20 protein-coding genes are annotated in these 16,391 nt (G+C 63.6%); 8 read left to right on the forward strand and 12 right to left on the reverse strand.

Features of this window, described 5'->3' with window-relative positions:
- Window positions 1-19 precede the first annotated feature (19 nt).
- The 12 genes from QM609_RS18935 to QM609_RS18990 form a co-directional block, all read right to left on the reverse strand.
- Window positions 20-757: an urease accessory protein UreD gene (locus QM609_RS18935; RefSeq protein ID WP_047271073.1), complete on the reverse strand. Its 738-nt coding sequence runs from the start codon at window positions 755-757 to the stop codon at window positions 20-22.
- Window positions 757-1,500 (reverse strand): urease accessory protein UreG, encoded by a 744-nt coding sequence (ureG, locus tag QM609_RS18940; RefSeq protein WP_003939705.1) that lies wholly within the window; start codon window positions 1,498-1,500, stop codon window positions 757-759. Before ureG ends, QM609_RS18935 begins: the two co-directional genes overlap by 1 nt.
- Complete coding sequence (locus QM609_RS18945; protein WP_007733855.1) at window positions 1,493-2,182, reverse strand: urease accessory protein UreF; 690 nt, start codon at window positions 2,180-2,182, stop codon at window positions 1,493-1,495. Before QM609_RS18945 ends, ureG begins: the two co-directional genes overlap by 8 nt.
- 4 nt (window positions 2,183-2,186) lie before the next feature.
- Complete coding sequence (locus QM609_RS18950; protein ID WP_030535249.1) at window positions 2,187-3,896, reverse strand: urease subunit alpha; 1,710 nt, start codon at window positions 3,894-3,896, stop codon at window positions 2,187-2,189.
- On the reverse strand, window positions 3,893-4,363 hold the full coding sequence (gene ureB, locus QM609_RS29215) for an urease subunit beta (protein ID WP_007733849.1): 471 nt from the start codon (window positions 4,361-4,363) through the stop codon (window positions 3,893-3,895). The genes QM609_RS18950 and ureB overlap by 4 nt, the downstream gene beginning before the upstream one ends.
- Complete coding sequence (ureA, locus tag QM609_RS18960; RefSeq protein ID WP_003939800.1) at window positions 4,360-4,662, reverse strand: urease subunit gamma; 303 nt, start codon at window positions 4,660-4,662, stop codon at window positions 4,360-4,362. Before ureA ends, ureB begins: the two co-directional genes overlap by 4 nt.
- A 280-nt stretch (window positions 4,663-4,942) precedes the next feature.
- Complete coding sequence (gene pstB, locus QM609_RS18965; RefSeq protein WP_003939968.1) at window positions 4,943-5,719, reverse strand: phosphate ABC transporter ATP-binding protein PstB; 777 nt, start codon at window positions 5,717-5,719, stop codon at window positions 4,943-4,945.
- A gap of 58 nt (window positions 5,720-5,777) precedes the next feature.
- Window positions 5,778-6,686 (reverse strand): phosphate ABC transporter permease PstA, encoded by a 909-nt coding sequence (pstA, locus tag QM609_RS18970; protein WP_003940100.1) that lies wholly within the window; start codon window positions 6,684-6,686, stop codon window positions 5,778-5,780.
- 3 nt (window positions 6,687-6,689) lie between these two features.
- Entirely contained in the window at window positions 6,690-7,781 is a 1,092-nt protein-coding gene (gene pstC / locus QM609_RS18975; protein ID WP_007733846.1) for a phosphate ABC transporter permease subunit PstC, read from the reverse strand.
- A 62-nt stretch (window positions 7,782-7,843) separates the two neighbouring features.
- Window positions 7,844-8,962 (reverse strand): phosphate ABC transporter substrate-binding protein PstS, encoded by a 1,119-nt coding sequence (gene pstS / locus QM609_RS18980; RefSeq protein ID WP_003940482.1) that lies wholly within the window; start codon window positions 8,960-8,962, stop codon window positions 7,844-7,846.
- Between the two features lie 193 nt (window positions 8,963-9,155).
- Window positions 9,156-10,055, reverse strand: coding sequence for a mycothiol synthase (gene mshD / locus QM609_RS18985; RefSeq protein ID WP_054187699.1), 900 nt, complete (start codon window positions 10,053-10,055; stop codon window positions 9,156-9,158).
- Window position 10,056: 1 nt separating this feature from the next.
- Window positions 10,057-10,809, reverse strand: a complete 753-nt coding sequence (locus QM609_RS18990) for a winged helix-turn-helix transcriptional regulator (protein WP_003939728.1) — start codon at window positions 10,807-10,809, stop codon at window positions 10,057-10,059.
- A 141-nt stretch (window positions 10,810-10,950) separates the two neighbouring features.
- On the opposite strand from QM609_RS18990, the gene QM609_RS18995 reads away from it, so the two are divergent.
- The 8 genes from QM609_RS18995 to QM609_RS19025 all read left to right on the forward strand — a co-directional run bounded on the left by QM609_RS18995 (window position 10,951) and on the right by QM609_RS19025 (window position 16,200).
- Entirely contained in the window at window positions 10,951-11,730 is a 780-nt protein-coding gene (locus QM609_RS18995) for an LmeA family phospholipid-binding protein (protein ID WP_003939847.1), read from the forward strand.
- Entirely contained in the window at window positions 11,727-12,203 is a 477-nt protein-coding gene (locus QM609_RS19000) for a thioredoxin family protein (protein WP_050654782.1), read from the forward strand. Before QM609_RS18995 ends, QM609_RS19000 begins: the two co-directional genes overlap by 4 nt.
- Before the next feature lie 10 nt (window positions 12,204-12,213).
- Window positions 12,214-12,300, forward strand: a complete 87-nt coding sequence (locus QM609_RS29290; protein ID WP_350318872.1) for a putative leader peptide — start codon at window positions 12,214-12,216, stop codon at window positions 12,298-12,300.
- Window positions 12,301-12,431: 131 nt separating this feature from the next.
- Window positions 12,432-12,902 carry a DUF4395 domain-containing protein gene (locus QM609_RS19005; RefSeq protein WP_003940408.1) on the forward strand — a complete coding sequence of 157 codons (471 nt, stop codon included), beginning with the start codon at window positions 12,432-12,434 and terminating at the stop codon, window positions 12,900-12,902.
- Window positions 12,903-12,976: 74 nt separating this feature from the next.
- A complete protein-coding gene (locus QM609_RS19010) occupies window positions 12,977-13,810 on the forward strand; it encodes a sulfurtransferase (RefSeq protein ID WP_003939859.1) in 834 nt (277 codons plus the stop codon).
- 2 nt (window positions 13,811-13,812) lie between these two features.
- Entirely contained in the window at window positions 13,813-14,118 is a 306-nt protein-coding gene (locus QM609_RS19015) for a DUF1416 domain-containing protein (protein ID WP_003939797.1), read from the forward strand.
- A gap of 258 nt (window positions 14,119-14,376) precedes the next feature.
- Window positions 14,377-15,015, forward strand: coding sequence for a heme-binding beta-barrel domain-containing protein (locus tag QM609_RS19020; protein WP_039973378.1), 639 nt, complete (start codon window positions 14,377-14,379; stop codon window positions 15,013-15,015).
- 144 nt (window positions 15,016-15,159) lie between these two features.
- Window positions 15,160-16,200 carry a type IV toxin-antitoxin system AbiEi family antitoxin domain-containing protein gene (locus tag QM609_RS19025; protein ID WP_007733834.1) on the forward strand — a complete coding sequence of 347 codons (1,041 nt, stop codon included), beginning with the start codon at window positions 15,160-15,162 and terminating at the stop codon, window positions 16,198-16,200.
- The last annotated feature ends 191 nt before the right edge of the window (window positions 16,201-16,391 follow it).

Genomic DNA, 16,391 nt, shown 5'->3' on the forward strand with positions numbered 1-16,391 from the left:
AGTGTGACGGTCGGGCGAATCAGTCGCTGTACTTCTGCGAAACCCGCCCACGCCACCGCGACCAGATCGGATCCAACGCTGCGCTCGCCTCGTGTGCGTGATCGGCCACGGCCCGTGCCAGCATCCCTGCTCCCGCCAGCGGCGTCACGTGCCCTTCGACGTCGTCGGAAGTCTTGATCCCCAACAGCATGGTCGTACCGAGCACGCGATGGCCACCGAGAATTCCCGGCAGCGAACGGCCCGGCACGCTACGCAGGTCGAGAGTTTCCACGAGCAGCGCGTCACCGTCGACGGTAATGCGCTGATCCGAGCGAAGGGCACCGCCGGTTTCGCCGGTCCGGCCGAACACGATCATCTCGTCGAGCAGCGCAACCGCATCGGATTCCAGTGAAATATCCACGCGCCTGGTCACATCCGCGCCGCCCGCGACGACAAACGGTGCCGCGCGCCAGATCAGCGCCGCACCGGCGCCGACGCTCGCCGAAGCCGACCACGACGCCCGGCCGCCACGCGCGTTGTACGCGACGGTCCCCGACGGCTCGATCACCTCGAGGCACGTACCCGGAGCGACTACGAATTCGATACGCAGGTCGTCGCCGGCCAGCAGCGTTGCACTGTGGCCTACCAAGGCAATTCGCACGGTGAGCCCGCGAGCGTCGACGAACCGCGGGGCCAGGAAGTCGCCCGAGATCAGCTCTCGCGCAACAGCGGTGTCACCCACTCTCTCGACGACGACCCGCGTAGCTCCAGTGCGCATCAGTGAGCGTGAGAGTGGCTGTGCCCGTGACCGTGACCGTGGTCTTCTTCATCGGCATGGAAGTGCGGCGCCATCGGCCCCGGATCCTGCGGGGTGTGACTACCCGCGCGATGAGATGCGATGACCTGGCGGAGCCACGCACTGAGCTGGTCGATCGTTGAGTGATCCTTCTGGCTGAGCGCGAGAACTGGAAGTCCGTCACGCGCGGCCGTGGCATCGGCAACCATCTGGACCGCGTCGACGTCGACGTACGGGGCCAGGTCGATCTTGTTGACCACCAACAGATCTGCCCGCTCGATTCCGGGACCGCCCTTGCGGGCGACGTCTCCGCCGCCCGCGACGTCGATGCAGAAGATCTGGGCGTCGACCAGTGCCGGACTGAACGTGGCGGTCAGGTTGTCACCGCCGCTTTCCACGATCACCATGTCGAGGGGATGGAACTGACGCTCGAGGTCTTCGACCGCAATGAGGTTCGGCGTGACGTCGTCACGAATAGCCGTGTGCGGGCACGCACCGGTCTCGACTGCGACGATGCGCTCGATCGGCAGAACGTTGGCCGCGCGCAACAGTCGCGCGTCCTCGTCGGTGTAGATGTCGTTGGTGACCACCGCGATCTCGTACTCCGCCGCGAGTTCGCGGCAGATGGTGGCGATGAGGGTGCTTTTGCCGGTGCCGACGGGGCCGGCAACGCCGAGCCTCAAACCTCTTGCAGCAGTGGTGGTGTTGTTCAGGTTGTCAAGCACGGAAAATCCTCCTGGATCGAGCGTGGTGTTCGAGTGACCATTGTTCGACCAACGGCCCTGTTGTTGCGGGTATATCTGCGACGCCCTCGACGGCTACGGCAGCCGCGGCGACGGTTTCGATGGTCGGGGCTGCTCGGAGCAACCATTCGACCGGTTCTGCCGGATCCACCGGCAGTAGCTTCAATGCCGCCGACGCCACCGTTTGGGCGTCGTCGTACAAACAAGATCTGGCTGCCTGTAGGTCGTCCATCCCGGAGACCGCCGTGAAGACGCCCAACGCGAGCGGACGCATCGGATGCCCAGGCAGCGCCATGAGCATCTGCACCGCGGGGTGCTGCGGCCACAATCGCGACGCCAGTCTCGCCAGCCCACGGCCGAGCTGAATCGACGCCTCACGCAGCGGTGCGCTGGGAGTCCGAGCGAGCAGTTCCCTCGAGATGTCCTCGAGTTCGCCTGCACTACCCTCACTTACGGCCCAGCGGCGCGTGACCACCGTTGAAGCGGCCTCGACAAGTCCGACTGTTTCGAGTCGACCGCGAATGAAGTCAGGGACCTGACTCTGCAGGAGTCCGCCCGCCAGTGCCGGTTCCAACCCCGACGAGTGCGCGTGACCGCCGGTAGGCAGACGCCCGTCTGCCAAGAGCATCGATGCTATCTCGGCAGACGCCGTCTCGATCGACATGGTTTCAGAACAGCATGTAGCGCTGAGCCATCGGCACTACGTCAACGGGGTTGGGCGCGATCAGGTCGCCGTTGACCTTGATGGCAAACGTCTCCGGATCGACGTCGATGGACGGCAGCGCCGTGTTGTTCGGCATGTCCGCCTTGGTGAGGTGTCTCGTCGGACGAACACCGGTAAGGGTGCGGGTGAGACCGAGACGATCGGCCAGACCGTCCTCGATGGCCATCGGAGAGACGAACGTCGTGGACAGGTGCGGGGCCGATCCCGGAGTCGCCGCGATGGCCGGGCGAACGAACACCGGCTGCGGGGTCGGGATAGCAGCATTCGGATCACCAAGCGGCGCAGCAACTATCGCCCCGCCCTTGATCACGGCAGAAGGACGGACTCCGAAGAACGCGGGATCCCACAGCACCAGGTCCGCCATCTTCCCTGCCTCGACCGAGCCGATCTCGTGATCGATACCGTGCGCCACCGCGGGGCAGATCGTGTACTTGGCGACGTAACGCCGCGCACGCTCGTTGTCGGCCGGCATGCTGGTGCCCAGCTTGCCGTACTGGGCCTTCATGACGTGAGCCACCTGCCATGTCCGCAGGGTCACCTCACCGATACGGCCCATCGCCTGGGCGTCGGACGAGGTGATCGAGATGGCTCCGATGTCGTGCAGAAAGTCTTCTGCTGCAATCGTTGTCGGCCGGATCCGGGACTCGGCAAAGGCAAGATCCTCCGGAACCCGGGGATTGAGCGCATGACACACGATGAGCATGTCGAGGTGCTCGGCAACCGTGTTGACGGTATGCGGCAACGTCGGATTGGTCGATGCCGGAAGAACGTTCGGCTCACCTGCCGTCACGATGATGTCCGGTGCGTGCCCGCCGCCGGCGCCTTCCGCATGGAACACGTGGATCCCGCGTCCGGCGATCGCATCCAAAGTGTGCTGTACGTAACCGGTTTCGTTGAGGCTGTCGGCGTGCAGCGCTACCTGGAGGCCGAACTCGTCGGCTGCGCGCAGAGCTGCGTCGATCGCAGCCGGAGTGGAACCCCAGTCCTCGTGGACCTTGAATCCGCCTGCGCCGGCGAGAGCTTCCTGACGCATGGCCTCATGACTGACGGTGCTGCCCTTGCCGAGGAGAAGAACGTTGAGCGGGATGTGGTCGAGGGCGCGGTGCATCATCGTCAAGGACCAGGCGCCGGGTGTGACGGTGGTTGCCTTGCTTCCCTCGGTGGGGCCCGTTCCGCCGCCCGCCACCGTCGTCGTACCGGTCGCGAGCGCCTCCATCATCTCGATTTCACTGAGGAAGTGCACGTGAGTGTCGATCGCACCCGCGGTGAGGATCTTTCCCTCACCGGCGATCACGTCGGTGCTCGGCCCGATGAGCAACTTGGGGTGCACGCCATCCATGATGTCGGGGTTACCGGACTTGCCGATCGCAACGATGCGTCCGTCGCGAATTCCGACGTCTGCCCGGACGATTCCCCAGTGATCGAGAATCACCGTGTTGGTGATGACGACGTCGAGAGCACCCTGGTCGCGAGTGGTCAGGCCCTGGCCCATCGACTCTCGGATGCTCTTACCGCCGCCGAAGACCATCTCGTCGCCGGTCGCGGTGTAGTCGTGCTCGATCTCGATCCACAGATCGGTGTCGGCCAAACGGATCTGGTCACCTGCGGTCGGGCCGTACAGGGAGGCGTAGCCGCGTCGATCGATCCTGCTCATTCGGCTGTCCTCTCAACTGTCGTCGCGGCGTCGTCCGGTGAATCCGCCTCGACTGGAACATCACTCACACGCACGTTCACCGAGGACGCTCGCAAAGGTTCTTCGACCTCGACGCCGGGCGTGCCGAACGGCATGACGGTCTTGGGCTCGCGCGCATGTGTCGGTAGGTCTTCGTCCGGCACGATCTGCAGGCCCGGAACCCTTTTGAGTCCGCCGAGCGCGATCAGTGTCACCGTTCTGCTGACCCCGGGTTCGAACCGAACCGACGTTCCCGAGGGGATGTCGAGCCGGAAGCCGTCTGCCGCTTCGCGATCGAAGGTCAACGCCGGGTTGGCCGCGGGAAGGTGGAGATGTGAACCGATCTGAATGGGGCGATCGCCGTCGTTGACGACGACCATCGTGATCTTCTCCGCGTCCGTGCCGAACTCGAGCGGTTCGGTGGACACACGTACTTCGCCGGGAATCATCGAATGGGCTCCGTCACGGTGACCAGTTTGCGACCGTCCGGGAAAGTGGCCTCCACCTGGACGTTTGCAATCATCTCGGGTACCCCTTCCATCACGTCGTCGCGGGTGAGCACTTGCCGACCGGCGTTCATCAGTTCCGCAACCGTCATTCCGTCACGCGCGCGCTCGAGAATCCAGCACGAGATCAGTGCCATCGCTTCGGGGTAGTTCAGCAGTACCCCGCGCTCGCGGCGGTCACGGGCGACCATGCCCGCGACGCTCAGGAGCAGCTTTTCGGTATCTGAAGGGGTGAGGTGCACTGACAAGCCCTTCCGGTTGTGAAACGACATCGATCGACAGCGTGCTGTCGGGCCGAGATTAGCATTGTCCGAAGCGTCGTCAGTATCCACGAGATTCACGTCGTCGGCTACTTCAGCGCCCACTCGGCGCACTTGCGCTGCTCATCGAATTATTCGGGCGCCCAACGACGCTCAGCTCTGCGCACCGGAGTGGGAACTATCACCACAACCAAAAAGTTTCACCCCCGTCTCCTGTTGGAAACGGGGGTGAAACATGATCGTGCAGGGTTGATCCCGGGACCTATCCGAAGCGGCCGGAGATGTAGTCCTCGGTGGCCTTCTGCGTCGGGTTCGAGAAGATCTTCTCGGTGTCGTCGATCTCGACGAGCTGACCGGGCTTGCCGGTTGCCTCGAGGTTGAAGAATGCCGTCTGGTCACTCACACGCGCAGCCTGCTGCATGTTGTGCGTGACGATGACGATCGTGAAGTCCTTCTTCAGCTCGGTGATCAGGTCTTCGATCGCGAGAGTCGAGATCGGGTCGAGCGCGGAGCACGGCTCGTCCATGAGCAGGACGTCGGGCGAGACCGCGATGGCACGCGCGATGCACAGACGCTGCTGCTGACCGCCTGAGAGGCCGCCACCGGGCTTGTCGAGGCGATCCTTGACCTCGTTCCACAGGTTGGCACCGCGCAGCGAACGCTCGGCCACCTCGTCGAGCTTCTTCTTGCTGCGCTCGCCCTGCAACTTCAAGCCCGCGACGACGTTGTCCTTGATGGACATGGTCGGGAAGGGGTTGGGTCGCTGGAACACCATGCCGATGGTCTTGCGAACACCGACCGGATCGACGTTCGAGCCGTAGATGTCCTCGCCGTCGAGCAGCACCGAACCCTCGACGCGCGCACCGGGAATCACTTCGTGCATGCGGTTGAGTGAACGGAGAACGGTGGACTTGCCGCAACCGGACGGGCCGATGAAGGCGGTGACGCTCCGGGGCGGGACGGACAGGCCCACATCGGCGACGGCGTGGAACTTGCCGTAGTAGATGTTGACGTCCTTGAGATCCAGACGCTTGGCCATTACCGGCTCCCTACTGAGTTGTTGACGCTGTTGAGTACGAACATGTTCCGAGGCCGCATCACTTACTTCTGACCTGTGAGAAGTGACCGATCAGCTTCGCGACGATGTTGAGGATCGCGATCAGCAGGATCAGGGTCAGTGCTGCGCCCCAGATGCGGTTGGTGCCGGCGTCGGTGGGGTTGTTCATCTCGGCGACCATGACGGAAGGCAGTGTGCCCATTTCGCCGTTGAACAGGTCGAAGTTGATGAACGGTGCGTAGCCGACGAGGATCAGCAGCGGTGCGGTCTCACCGAGCACGCGTGCCAGGGCCAGCATGACGCCGGTGATGATGCCGGGAAGTGCCGTCGGCAGAACGATTTTCGAGATGGTCTTCCACTTCGGCACACCGAGCGCGTACGACGCCTCTCGCAGATCCATCGGGACGATGCGCAGCATTTCCTCGGTGGAGCGGATGACGACCGGGACCATCAGAAGGACCAGAGCCAGTGACACCGCAAACGCGGACTTGGGGAAGCCGAAGGTCGCGATCCACAGGGCGTAGATGAACAGCGCGGCCACGATCGACGGAACACCGCTGAGGATGTCGACCATGAACGTGGTCAGCTTGCCCAGCTTCGACTTCCGGTCGGCGTACTCCACCAGGTAGATCGCGACGAAGATACCGAGCGGGATGGAGAAGACCGCGCACACGATGCCTTGCAGCAGGGTACCGATCAATGCGTGATAGATACCGCCGCCGTCGGCCGACGCCGTCAATCCGCTCAGCGAGTTGGTGAACCAGGTAGGCGACGTCAGAGCGGGCAGGCCCTTGGCGATGACCGTGAAGAGCACCCAGACCAACGGGATGAGCGCGATGACGACTGCCAGGCTCACCAGGATGGTCGCGATGACGTCCTTGGCACGACGACGAGCGCCGACGCCTTGGAAAGTGGGGGCCTTGACCGGCCGGTCCAGAGTGGAGGTCATGGGTCAGTCCTTCTTTCCGGCGATCACTGCGCGGGCAGCCGCGTTGACGACGAAGGTCAGTACGAACAGCACCAGTCCGGCCGCGATGTACGCGCCTGCCTGGATGTCGTTGTTGAACTCCGCGTAGCCGAGGGCGATCTTGGAGGCGATGGTCGAGCCGCCGTCGAACAGCGACCAGCCGAAGGCCTGAGAGGTGGTGCGCAGGATCAGGTAGAGCGCCATCGTCTCACCGAGTGCGCGTCCGAGACCGAGCATCGAGCCGCTGATGTAGCCGGACTTACCGAACGGGATGACCGTGGTGCGCACAACTTCCCAGCGCGTGGCGCCGAGGGCGAGTGCGGCTTCGATCTGTGATCGCGGGGTCTGGATGAACACCTCGCGGGTCACTGCGGTGATGACCGGAAGGATCATCACGGCGAGGACGATGCCTGCGGTGAAGATGGTGCCGCCACCGGTGATCGATCCGCTGCCGTCGGCGAAGAGCGGGAACCAGCCGAGAGTGTCGTTGAGCCACACCGCGACCGGGGTGATCGCCGGAGCGAAGACGAGAAGTCCCCACAGGCCGTAGACGATGGACGGCACAGCTGCCAGAAGGTCGATCGTGTACGACAGTGGCCGCGTGAGCCACTTGGGTGAGTACGAAGTCAGGAAGATCGCGATGCCCAGTGCGATCGGCATCGCGAGCACCAGTGCGAACAGCGAGACCAACACCGTGACCTGGAAAAGGTCGAGGACACCGAACGCCATCGCGTTGATGTTCTGCGTGACCCATTCACGGCTGGTCAGGAAGTTGACCTGGTTCCGGCTCAAAGCAGGAACAGCACGCCAGATCAGGAACGCGCCGATCGCCGCGATGACAACCGTGATGAAGATTGCCGAACCGGATGCGAGCGAGCTGAAGATGCGGTCTCCCGGACGGGTCACCGTCTTGCTGTTGCCGCTACCCGGACCGTCACCCTTCGGAGGATGCTCGGTTTCTGGAGCCTTGGTGGAAGTAATCGTGTCCTCCGTGGTGCCGTTCGGACCGCCCACCCCGGCCCCGCTGGTTGCGGGGCCGGGAGAACGAGATGTCGAGGTGATGGGCGCGTCACTCATGCGCGCTCACTTCCTTCACGTCTGAATGTAGATCCATGAGCTTGTCCGCACGAGTCTCTAGGTCAGCTGATTGCCGTGATGGACGCGTTGAGGCGATCCTGGACGTTGGACGGCAGCGGGACGTAACCCTGCTCGGCCAGGTTGGCCTGACCCTCGTTGGCCGCGCTCGTCAGGAACGACTTCACTGCTGCGGAGGTGTCCGCGTCGTAGCCCTTGGAGCAGACGATCGAGTACGTGGCGAGAACCAGCGGGTAGGCGCCGGCTTCGTTGGTCTTGAAGATCGACGCGAGGTCGAGCGTCAGGTCGCCGGTTGCGTCGGACTTGAACTTCGCGCCTGCGATCGACTTCGCGGCCGTGTCGTTGGTCAGTGCGACTGCCTCGGAGCCGGTGTTGATTTCGGCAACCGAGAGCTTGTTCTGATCGGCGAACGACTTCTCGACGTAGGTGATCGAACCCGGTGCCGTGGCAACTGCCTGTGCAACGCCCGCCGAACCCTTGGCGCCCTCACCGACGCCACCGGTGAAGTCGGACCCTGCGCCCGACGTCCAAGCACCGTTCGATGCCGCGTCGAGGTACTTCTGGAAGTTGTCAGTGGTACCCGAGGAATCGGAGCGGATCACGGTGGTGATCTTCTCGTCGGGAAGCGATGCACCGGAGTTGAGCGCGGCGATTGCCGGATCGTTCCACTTGGTGATGCCGCCGTTGAAGATCTTCGCGAGAACCTCTGCGTTGAGAACGAGCTTGTCGACGCCGTCGAGGTTGTATGCAACTGCGATCGGGCCGAAGACGAGGGGAAGGTTCCAGGCTTCGCCGCCGACGCAACGCTCCTTGGCCTTGTCTGCCTGCTCGTCCTTGATGGCCGAGTCGGAGCCGGCGAAGTCGATCTGGCCGGCGATGAACTGTGTACGACCGTCGCCCGAACCGCTGGGGTTGTACGCGACGTTGACCGTCTTGCCCTTTTCCTGGCACACGGAGATGTAAGTGGCGACGAACTGGTCCATGGCGTTCTTCTGTGCCGAGGAACCAGCGGCAGAGAGGTTGCTCTTGCCTTCGCACGTTGCGTTCGATGCGGACGCGTCCACACCCGTCGACGACGAGTTGTTGTCGCTGCCACATGCGGCCAAGGTCATGGCGCCCACGGCCACTACACCGAGCAGGGCACCACTGCGCTTGAGATTCACCAAGATCCTCCGGAAATCGCTACCGCCACGCCCACGATCGGGCGGCGACATGAGACGCAGAATGATTGAAATCTGCATCAGGCAACACGGCGCTGCCCACAGAGAAAAGTAGGCGGGCGCGGTGTCCGGCTGGACCACACATGGTTAACGGAGAATGAACAGACTGGACATTTCTGCGTGTCCGACTGTGACGTCAGAGCGCGCGGGCGTAAGCCATGTCCACGTGGAAGCGATCGAAGCCGAGTCGTTCGTACGTGTGGAGGGCGGCCGTGTTGTCGCCTTCGACGTACAGAAGGACGGTTCCGAGGCCGCGATCACGCAGGTAATGCATGCCCGCGAGAGTCAGCACTCGGCCGAGACCTCGTCCCTGCGCCGCGGGATCGATCCCCACGACGTACACCTCCCCCAGCTCCGGATCGTCACCTTCGGGTGCGTGCACCTTGGTCCAGTGAAAGCCGAGAAGAGTATCGGGATCGGTGTCCGCGAACGCCATGAACAGACCAGCAGGGTCGAACCAACCTTCGGCCGTTCTCTCGTCGATCTCCGCCTGGGTCCAGCCACCCTGCTCGGGATGCCAGGAGAAGGCCGCATTGTTGACGCGAAGGATCTCGGAATCGTCTTCGGGTCCACGATACGTCCGAATCGTCACACCTTCGGGCACAACGATTTCCGGAAGCTGCGGAGCATCGAGTGGTCGACGCAGCTGCAGGAGTTCACGAACGCTGACCAGATCGAGGCTCTTGGCGAATTCGACTGCGGCGTCGACGTTTCCGTGCGCCCAGACACGCGTGCCCGGCCGGCCCTCGTCGAATACCGCTGCAGCAAGACTGGTTCCGATGCCGCGACGCCGCGCCTGCGGGTCGACCACCAACTCGGCCATGTCGGGATGCTCGTCCGAACCGGCTTGCAGCTGCGCATAACCGACGACTGCATCGCCGTCGAGTTCGAGGAAGTGTCGCGCGCCGCCGCGCCCGGCAACGGCATGGCGCCCCTGTTCCGACACGGGCGCCTTGCCGTCGAACTCGGTTGCGCGATCGAGAAGCGCGGAAACCTGCTCGGCGAATCCAGCCGGCAGTGAATCTGTCCAACCCACGTCAGACCACCGATCCGTCGGCCGCGTCGTAGTCGACGTCCTCGTCGTCCTCGAACTGAACGGGAGCAGCTGCGCCACCCTTGGCCCTGGTCGGACGCACTGCCTTATATCCGACATTTCGGACTGTACCGATCAAGGACTCGTATTCGGTGCCGAGTTTCGCCCGCAGACGACGCACGTGGACGTCGACCGTCCTGGTGCCGCCGAAGAAGTCGTAGCCCCACACTTCCTGCAGCAGCTGCGCCCGGGTGAATACCCGTCCGGCGTGCTGCGCGAGGTACTTGAGCAGCTCGAATTCCTTGTAAGTCAAATCAAGGGGCCGTCCACGCAGTCGTGCCGTGTACGTCCCCTCGTCGATAACCAGTTCGCCCAGCGTGATCTTTCCCGACGCTTCCGGACTGGCCACACCGCCGCTGCGGGCGACCAACAACCGCAATCGGGCGTCCACCTCAGCCGGACCGGTACCGGGAAGCAGGATGTCGTCCAACCCCCAGTCGGCGTTGACGGCAACGAGTCCGCCTTCGGTGAGGACGGCGACCACAGGTACTGCGGATCCTGTGCTTCCGAGCAATCGACACAACCCGCGTGCGGCAGCCAGATCGGTGCGCGCATCCACCAATGCCACGTCCGCGGAACTTGCCTCGAGTAGCGAGGAAACCTCTGTGGGGGCAGGCCGAACCGAGTGCGCCAGCAACGCCAACGCCGGTAGTACAGCTTCCGGGTTGGGGTCGGAGGTGAGGAGGAGCAGTTCCACACGGCCTCCTATCTAGTAGCCCGCGCAACCCGTGAGGGCAACGCTCGAGTAGTTCGACGCTTTTGGTCGGTCCCTACATTAGCGTGCCTGGTACCGGGGCCGTCGCATCGAACCCCGACCGGAGTCCGTCACAATGGTGCGGTGCGCAAACTGATCATCGGCATCGTCTTTCTCCTCGGCCTCGGACTGGTGGCCGATTTCGGCGCGGCCGCGTACGCCGAGTACCGGGTTTCCCGCGAGCTCCGAACCGGCGCATCACTCGAGTCCGATCCGGAGGTCACCTTCAACGGGTTCCCCTTCCTCACCCAGGCACTCGGCGGGAAATACAAGGACGTCTACGTCAGAGCTACCGGCGTCCAGAGCGACGTGGTGGGCGAAGTGACCGTCGAGGCCGATCTGCGCGGGGTCACCGTTCCCTTCTCCGACATCGTGAACGGCAATGTCACCCAACTCCCCGTCGACAAACTCGACGGCCGGATGGGAATCAACGCCACCGACCTCGGAAAGCTGCTCAATATCCCTGACCTGCAGGTATCTTCGCCGCCGGCCAACAAGTCGGATGGCACCGGGGGCAGCGGCGGAACCGGAGCGAGCACCGCGGGCGCCGTCGTGCTGACGGGAACGGTTGCCGTCGGCCCGGTCGAGACTGCAGTGAGTGTGCAGGCCAACCTGGTTCTGGAAGGTGGGCAGGTCAAGATCGTCGCCAGCAATCTGTACTTCGGTCCGGAGGGCAAAGCCGATTTCTCGATCCCCGCAGCACTCGAACCCGTCGTCCTCGGCTTGTTCAGCTACACGATCGATCCGCAGGCACTTCCCTACGGAATTCAGCCGAGCCTGGTCTACGCGGAAGGCGGAAGAATCGTGATCGAAGGCAGCGCCGAAAACACGACGATCGATCTCGCAGAGCTGCAGAACCGATGACCGGGATCACAATTCTGCTGGTCGCGCTGGTCGCCGTCGTCGCGGTCGGGCTCTTTCTCAAGTCGCGCAACGGAAAGGTCCGAGTCACCACGCCGGCCGCGACCGGCGCGGCGGACAGTCGCCTCGAACTGCTCCGCACTGCTGGAGTCTCTTCGCCGAACGGCGGACCCGTCGTACTGCATTTCTCTGCCGACTGGTGCGGACCGTGCGCGGCAGTACGCCGCGTCGTCGGTCAGGTCGTGATCTCGATGGCCGACGCTCCCCGTCCGCCGGTGGAGATCGAGCTCGACATCGACAAGGAACCGGCTCTGGCACGCGAGATGAGTGTCCTCTCGCTGCCCACCACCTTCATCCTCGACGGTGGCCTGGAGGAACAGTTCCGGGTGTCCGGAGTGCCATCCGCAGCCGATCTGAAAGCTGCACTCGTACCACTATCCGGACCCCACGAGCCAAAATCCGAGAATTCGGGGTAAACTCGCCGACGTGCAAACCCGCCACGAGCTGATGCTCACCCGACGCCGCGCAGTAGACCTGTGCCGCCTCGGGGGCTGTTGCTGTACCTGTTGCTGATCACCACATCCGTCAGATCTCTCTGACCTTCGAGCTTTCGCTCACGTGATCAATCCACCGAGTGGGACTTTGACGTCCCGTTTTCTCGGCCCAGGCACAGCATCATGCAATCCAGCGCAGGAGCACTCCCGATGTCCACAACCACACCCCAGCTCGAGCAGGTCGACGTCCGCGGACCTCGATTCGCCGCGTGGGTCACCACCGGCGTTCTCGTACTCACGCTCATCCTCTCGACCTTCTCACTGCCCGCCGCCACCGTCGTTCTCGCACTGCAGGCCATAGTCTTCGCGGTCGGAGCGGTACTCGGCCCCAAGCGCAGCCCGTACGGCCAGATCTTCGGCAAGCTCGTCGCCCCGCGACTCTCGCCGGTCAGCGAACGCGAACCCGTGGCGCCGCTGCGCTTCGCGCAGTTCGTCGGCTTCGTCTTCGCACTCGCCGGCACGGTCGGTTTCCTGGCCGGGTCGACGATCGTCGGCACCGTTGCCACCGGCTTCGCCTTGTTCGCGGCCCTGCTCAACGCCGCGTTCGGCATCTGCCTCGGCTGCCAGATCTATCCACTCGTCGCAAGGCTGCGAAATACCGGCCGCGCTACCACCGCGTGAAAACGCTTGCCCCACAACCCTGCTGAACCCCTGCTAGATAACGACCGATGCAAGACCATATCGAAAGGAACACCATGGCTCGCTCCGACGTCCTAGTCTCCGCTGACTGGGCTGAGCAGAACCTCAACACCCCCAAGACCGTTTTTGTCGAGGTGGACGAGGACACCAGCGCATACGACGGCGGCCACATCGAGGGTGCAGTCAAGCTCGACTGGCGCAAGGACCTCCAGGACGGCGTCCGACGCGACTTCCTGAACCAGGAGCAGTTCTCGGATCTGCTCTCCGCCAAAGGCATTGCGAACGACGACACCGTCGTTCTCTACGGTGGCAACAACAACTGGTTCGCCGCTTACGCTTACTGGTACTTCAAGCTGTACGGCCACCAGGACATCAAGCTGATCGACGGCGGCCGCAAGAAGTGGGAACTCGACGGACGCCCGCTCTCCAAGGACGCAGTCAACCGCGAAGCCACGCAGTACAAGGCCGAGACCCCCGACTTCTCGATCCGCGCATTCCGCGACGAGGTCATCGACGCCATCGGCAGCAAGAACCTCGTCGACGTTCGTAGCCCTGACGAGTTCTCCGGCAAGATCCTCGCTCCCGCCCACCTTCCGCAGGAGCAGGCGCAGCAGCGTGGCCACGTCCCCGGAGCCATCAACATCCCGTGGAGCACCACCGCCAACGAGGACGGCACCTTCAAGTCGGACGACGACCTCGCCAAGCTGTACGCGGAAAAGGGCTTCGACGACACCAAGGAAACGATCGCCTACTGCCGCATCGGCGAGCGTTCGAGCCACACCTGGTTCGTCCTGCAGGAGATCCTCGGCAAGAACAACGTCAAGAACTACGACGGCAGCTGGGTCGAATACGGCTCACTCGTCGGCGCACCGATCGAATTGGGAGCCTGATCATGTGTGGAGCACCTACCCAGGGCCAGACCCTGCCTGCCGGCGTCGACGTCGAGAAGGAAACGGTCATCACCGGCCGCGTTCTCGCAGCTGACGGCCAGCCCATCGGCGGCGCATTCGTGCGTCTGCTCGACGGCTCCGGAGAGTTCACGGCCGAGGTCGTGGCATCAGGAACCGGCGATTTCCGCTTCTTCGCCGCTCCGGGCGAGTGGACCGTGCGTGCACTGTCCAGCTCGGGCAACGGCACCTCCACCGTCGCTCCCGAGGGCTCGGGCGTGCACAACGTGGACGTGACCGTCAGCAAGTAATTCCTGCTTTGTCAGGCGGCCCCGCACCCCTCCGGTGCGGGGCCTTCTGCATTCCGGCTCCCGATTTTTCCGGTCGGTCGCCGCGGTCTAAGATGTACCCGTGGTCATTTTCTTCGAGGTACTCCTCGCACTCGCATCCGTCATGATCGCTTGGTTCTCCGTGTACGTCGTGTACCGCTTGGTCACCGACGAGTCGTGAGTCAGGCTCCGGATTCAGGGTCCGACGCGACCGCTGACGATTCCGCCGCTGCAGGTGCCGTGAGGCGCGGCAGCGGGGACGAAGCTGTCGCCATCGCCGTCGAGCGCTCCAAGTCGACGGCGTCGCTCAACATTCCGACCCTGCCGGACCTTCCGTTGCCGGAGGACACCGCAAACCTGCGCCTCGGCCCGGATATCAATCCCGAACTCCTCGCGCTTCTCCCCCTCGTCGGTGTCTGGCGCGGCGAAGGTGAAGGACACGACGAGAACGGCGACTACGCCTTCGGTCAGCAGATCGTCATCTCGCACGACGGCGGCCCGTACCTCAATTGGGAGTCCCGGTCCTGGCGCCTCGACGCCGAGGGCAAGTACGTGAGCCCCGATCTGCGCGAGAGCGGTTACTGGCGCATGGGCGGCGACGGCATCCCGGGCAGCGTCAACCAGGAAGTGGTCGAACTCCTGCTCAGCCACAGCTCCGGTGTCGTCGAAATGTACTACGGGCGCGCACTCACCCAGGCGTCGTGGGAACTTGCCACCGACGTGGTGATCCGCAGCCAGTCCGGTGCACTGTACGGCGGCGCGAAGCGTCTGTACGGCATCGTCGAAGGCGGCGACCTCGCGTACGTCGAAGAGCGGATCATGTCTGACGGTGGCCTGGAACCGCGTCTCTCGGCCCGCCTGACGCGCTACATCGGCTAGCTCTGCTGTGCGCCTTTATTAACCCCCGGCGGTTAATAAAGGCGCACAGCAGATTCATCCACAGGCACCGACAAATTCCACAGGCGGGCTTCGGAGCGGCATCTTCGACCGATTCTTGTCGGTCCGCGATCTGACGGTATTCGCATGAGCTGCGACTACATCGATCCTGATCTCCGAAGACTCTTCGACTTCCAGCACGGACTCGCGACCAACAAACAACTACGCCCTTTCGGCTATTCACCGCGCCGCATCCAACATCTGGTCGAATCGGGTCAATGGACTTCCGTCCTCCACGGCGTTCAATCCAGCACCAACGGGCCGCTCAACCGAGCAATGATTCTCGAGGCCGCACTGCTGTTCGGCGGCGGAGAGACTTACCTGAGCCACCGGACTGCAGCTGAAGAGTGGGGACTCACGCACATCGAGTCCGAACTGCCGATCCACATCACGGTCCGATACGGCAGATCCTCCCGCTGTCAGAGTCCGACGGTCAGACCCGAACGCTCCCCGGCGCGCCCCGTTCCGTTGGGGTGGTCCACTGCCCATCCCGGAGTGATCGTTCATCGTTCACGCGCTCAGGCCCACATCGGCGTTGCCACTCAGCCTGCTCGTACTTCGCTGGCCGACACCGCAATTGACCTGGCGGTTGCAGAGCCGTCGGCTCGCGACGCCGCTCGTTCTCTGATTCGCTCCGCCACGGCGTGCAAAGTGTCACGGATGGAATTGCGCACCCGAATGGAATGCCGCCGGCCGAGGCGATATGTCAAAGCGCTGTCCTCGACATTGGACCTGTTGGATCGCGGTGTCCAGTCGGTACTCGAACATCGCTACGCAATCGAGGTCGAGCGCGCACACGGTTTGCCGGAAGCACGACGGCAATCGCCGGTCCTCGTCGATGGGAGAACTCTCTACGAGGACGTTGACTACCGCAATTGCGGTGTCGCACTGATCGTTCGACTCGACGGATTTGCCTTCCACTCTTCTCGGGCGACTGCGCTGCGGGATCGTCGGCGAGGAAACGCATCCGAACTGTCAGGCAACGCCACACTGGTCTTCGGTTGGGAGGAGGTGGAGGGGGCCTCGTGCCGAACTGCAGCCGAGGTCAGAGCGATCCTCGAGCGCGGTGGATGGTGGGGGCCTAATCCTTGTCCACGCTGTGCGCCTTTATTAACCGCCGGGGGTTGATAAAGGCGCACGGCACGAAGCGACCCCCGAGCCACACCCACGCTTTCGCGCGGATCCCGGTCGGACTGATCGGGGGCTCGGGGGTCGGGTGGCTGCCTGGGATTCGCCGGCCGCTCACGCGGTAAGTGAATTCCATCAGCGATTGCGGCTAGCTGGCAGCCACCTCACGCGTCCGTCTGTACTTCAATTTC

The organism is Rhodococcus sp. IEGM 1302, from assembly GCF_030056935.1.
In the GTDB taxonomy this organism is placed as follows: Bacteria; Actinomycetota; Actinomycetes; order Mycobacteriales; family Mycobacteriaceae; genus Rhodococcus_F; species Rhodococcus_F qingshengii.

Excerpts from the sequence above, each read along its gene's own strand:
- QM609_RS19015 (WP_003939797.1), top strand. The coding sequence starts at position 13,813 with ATGTGTGGAGCACCTACCCAGGGCCAGACCCTGCCTGCCGGCGTCGAC.
- pstC (WP_007733846.1), bottom strand. The coding sequence starts at position 7,781 with ATGAGTGACGCGCCCATCACCTCGACATCTCGTTCTCCCGGCCCCGCA.
- pstB (WP_003939968.1), bottom strand. The coding sequence starts at position 5,719 with ATGGCCAAGCGTCTGGATCTCAAGGACGTCAACATCTACTACGGCAAG.
- QM609_RS18935 (WP_047271073.1), bottom strand. The coding sequence starts at position 757 with ATGCGCACTGGAGCTACGCGGGTCGTCGTCGAGAGAGTGGGTGACACC.
- QM609_RS19005 (WP_003940408.1), top strand. The coding sequence starts at position 12,432 with ATGTCCACAACCACACCCCAGCTCGAGCAGGTCGACGTCCGCGGACCT.
- pstA (WP_003940100.1), bottom strand. The coding sequence starts at position 6,686 with ATGACCTCCACTCTGGACCGGCCGGTCAAGGCCCCCACTTTCCAAGGC.
- QM609_RS19025 (WP_007733834.1), top strand. The coding sequence starts at position 15,160 with ATGAGCTGCGACTACATCGATCCTGATCTCCGAAGACTCTTCGACTTC.
- QM609_RS18950 (WP_030535249.1), bottom strand. The coding sequence starts at position 3,896 with ATGAGCAGGATCGATCGACGCGGCTACGCCTCCCTGTACGGCCCGACC.
- QM609_RS19010 (WP_003939859.1), top strand. The coding sequence starts at position 12,977 with ATGGCTCGCTCCGACGTCCTAGTCTCCGCTGACTGGGCTGAGCAGAAC.
- ureB (WP_007733849.1), bottom strand. The coding sequence starts at position 4,363 with ATGATTCCCGGCGAAGTACGTGTGTCCACCGAACCGCTCGAGTTCGGC.
- QM609_RS18945 (WP_007733855.1), bottom strand. The coding sequence starts at position 2,182 with ATGTCGATCGAGACGGCGTCTGCCGAGATAGCATCGATGCTCTTGGCA.
- QM609_RS19000 (WP_050654782.1), top strand. The coding sequence starts at position 11,727 with ATGACCGGGATCACAATTCTGCTGGTCGCGCTGGTCGCCGTCGTCGCG.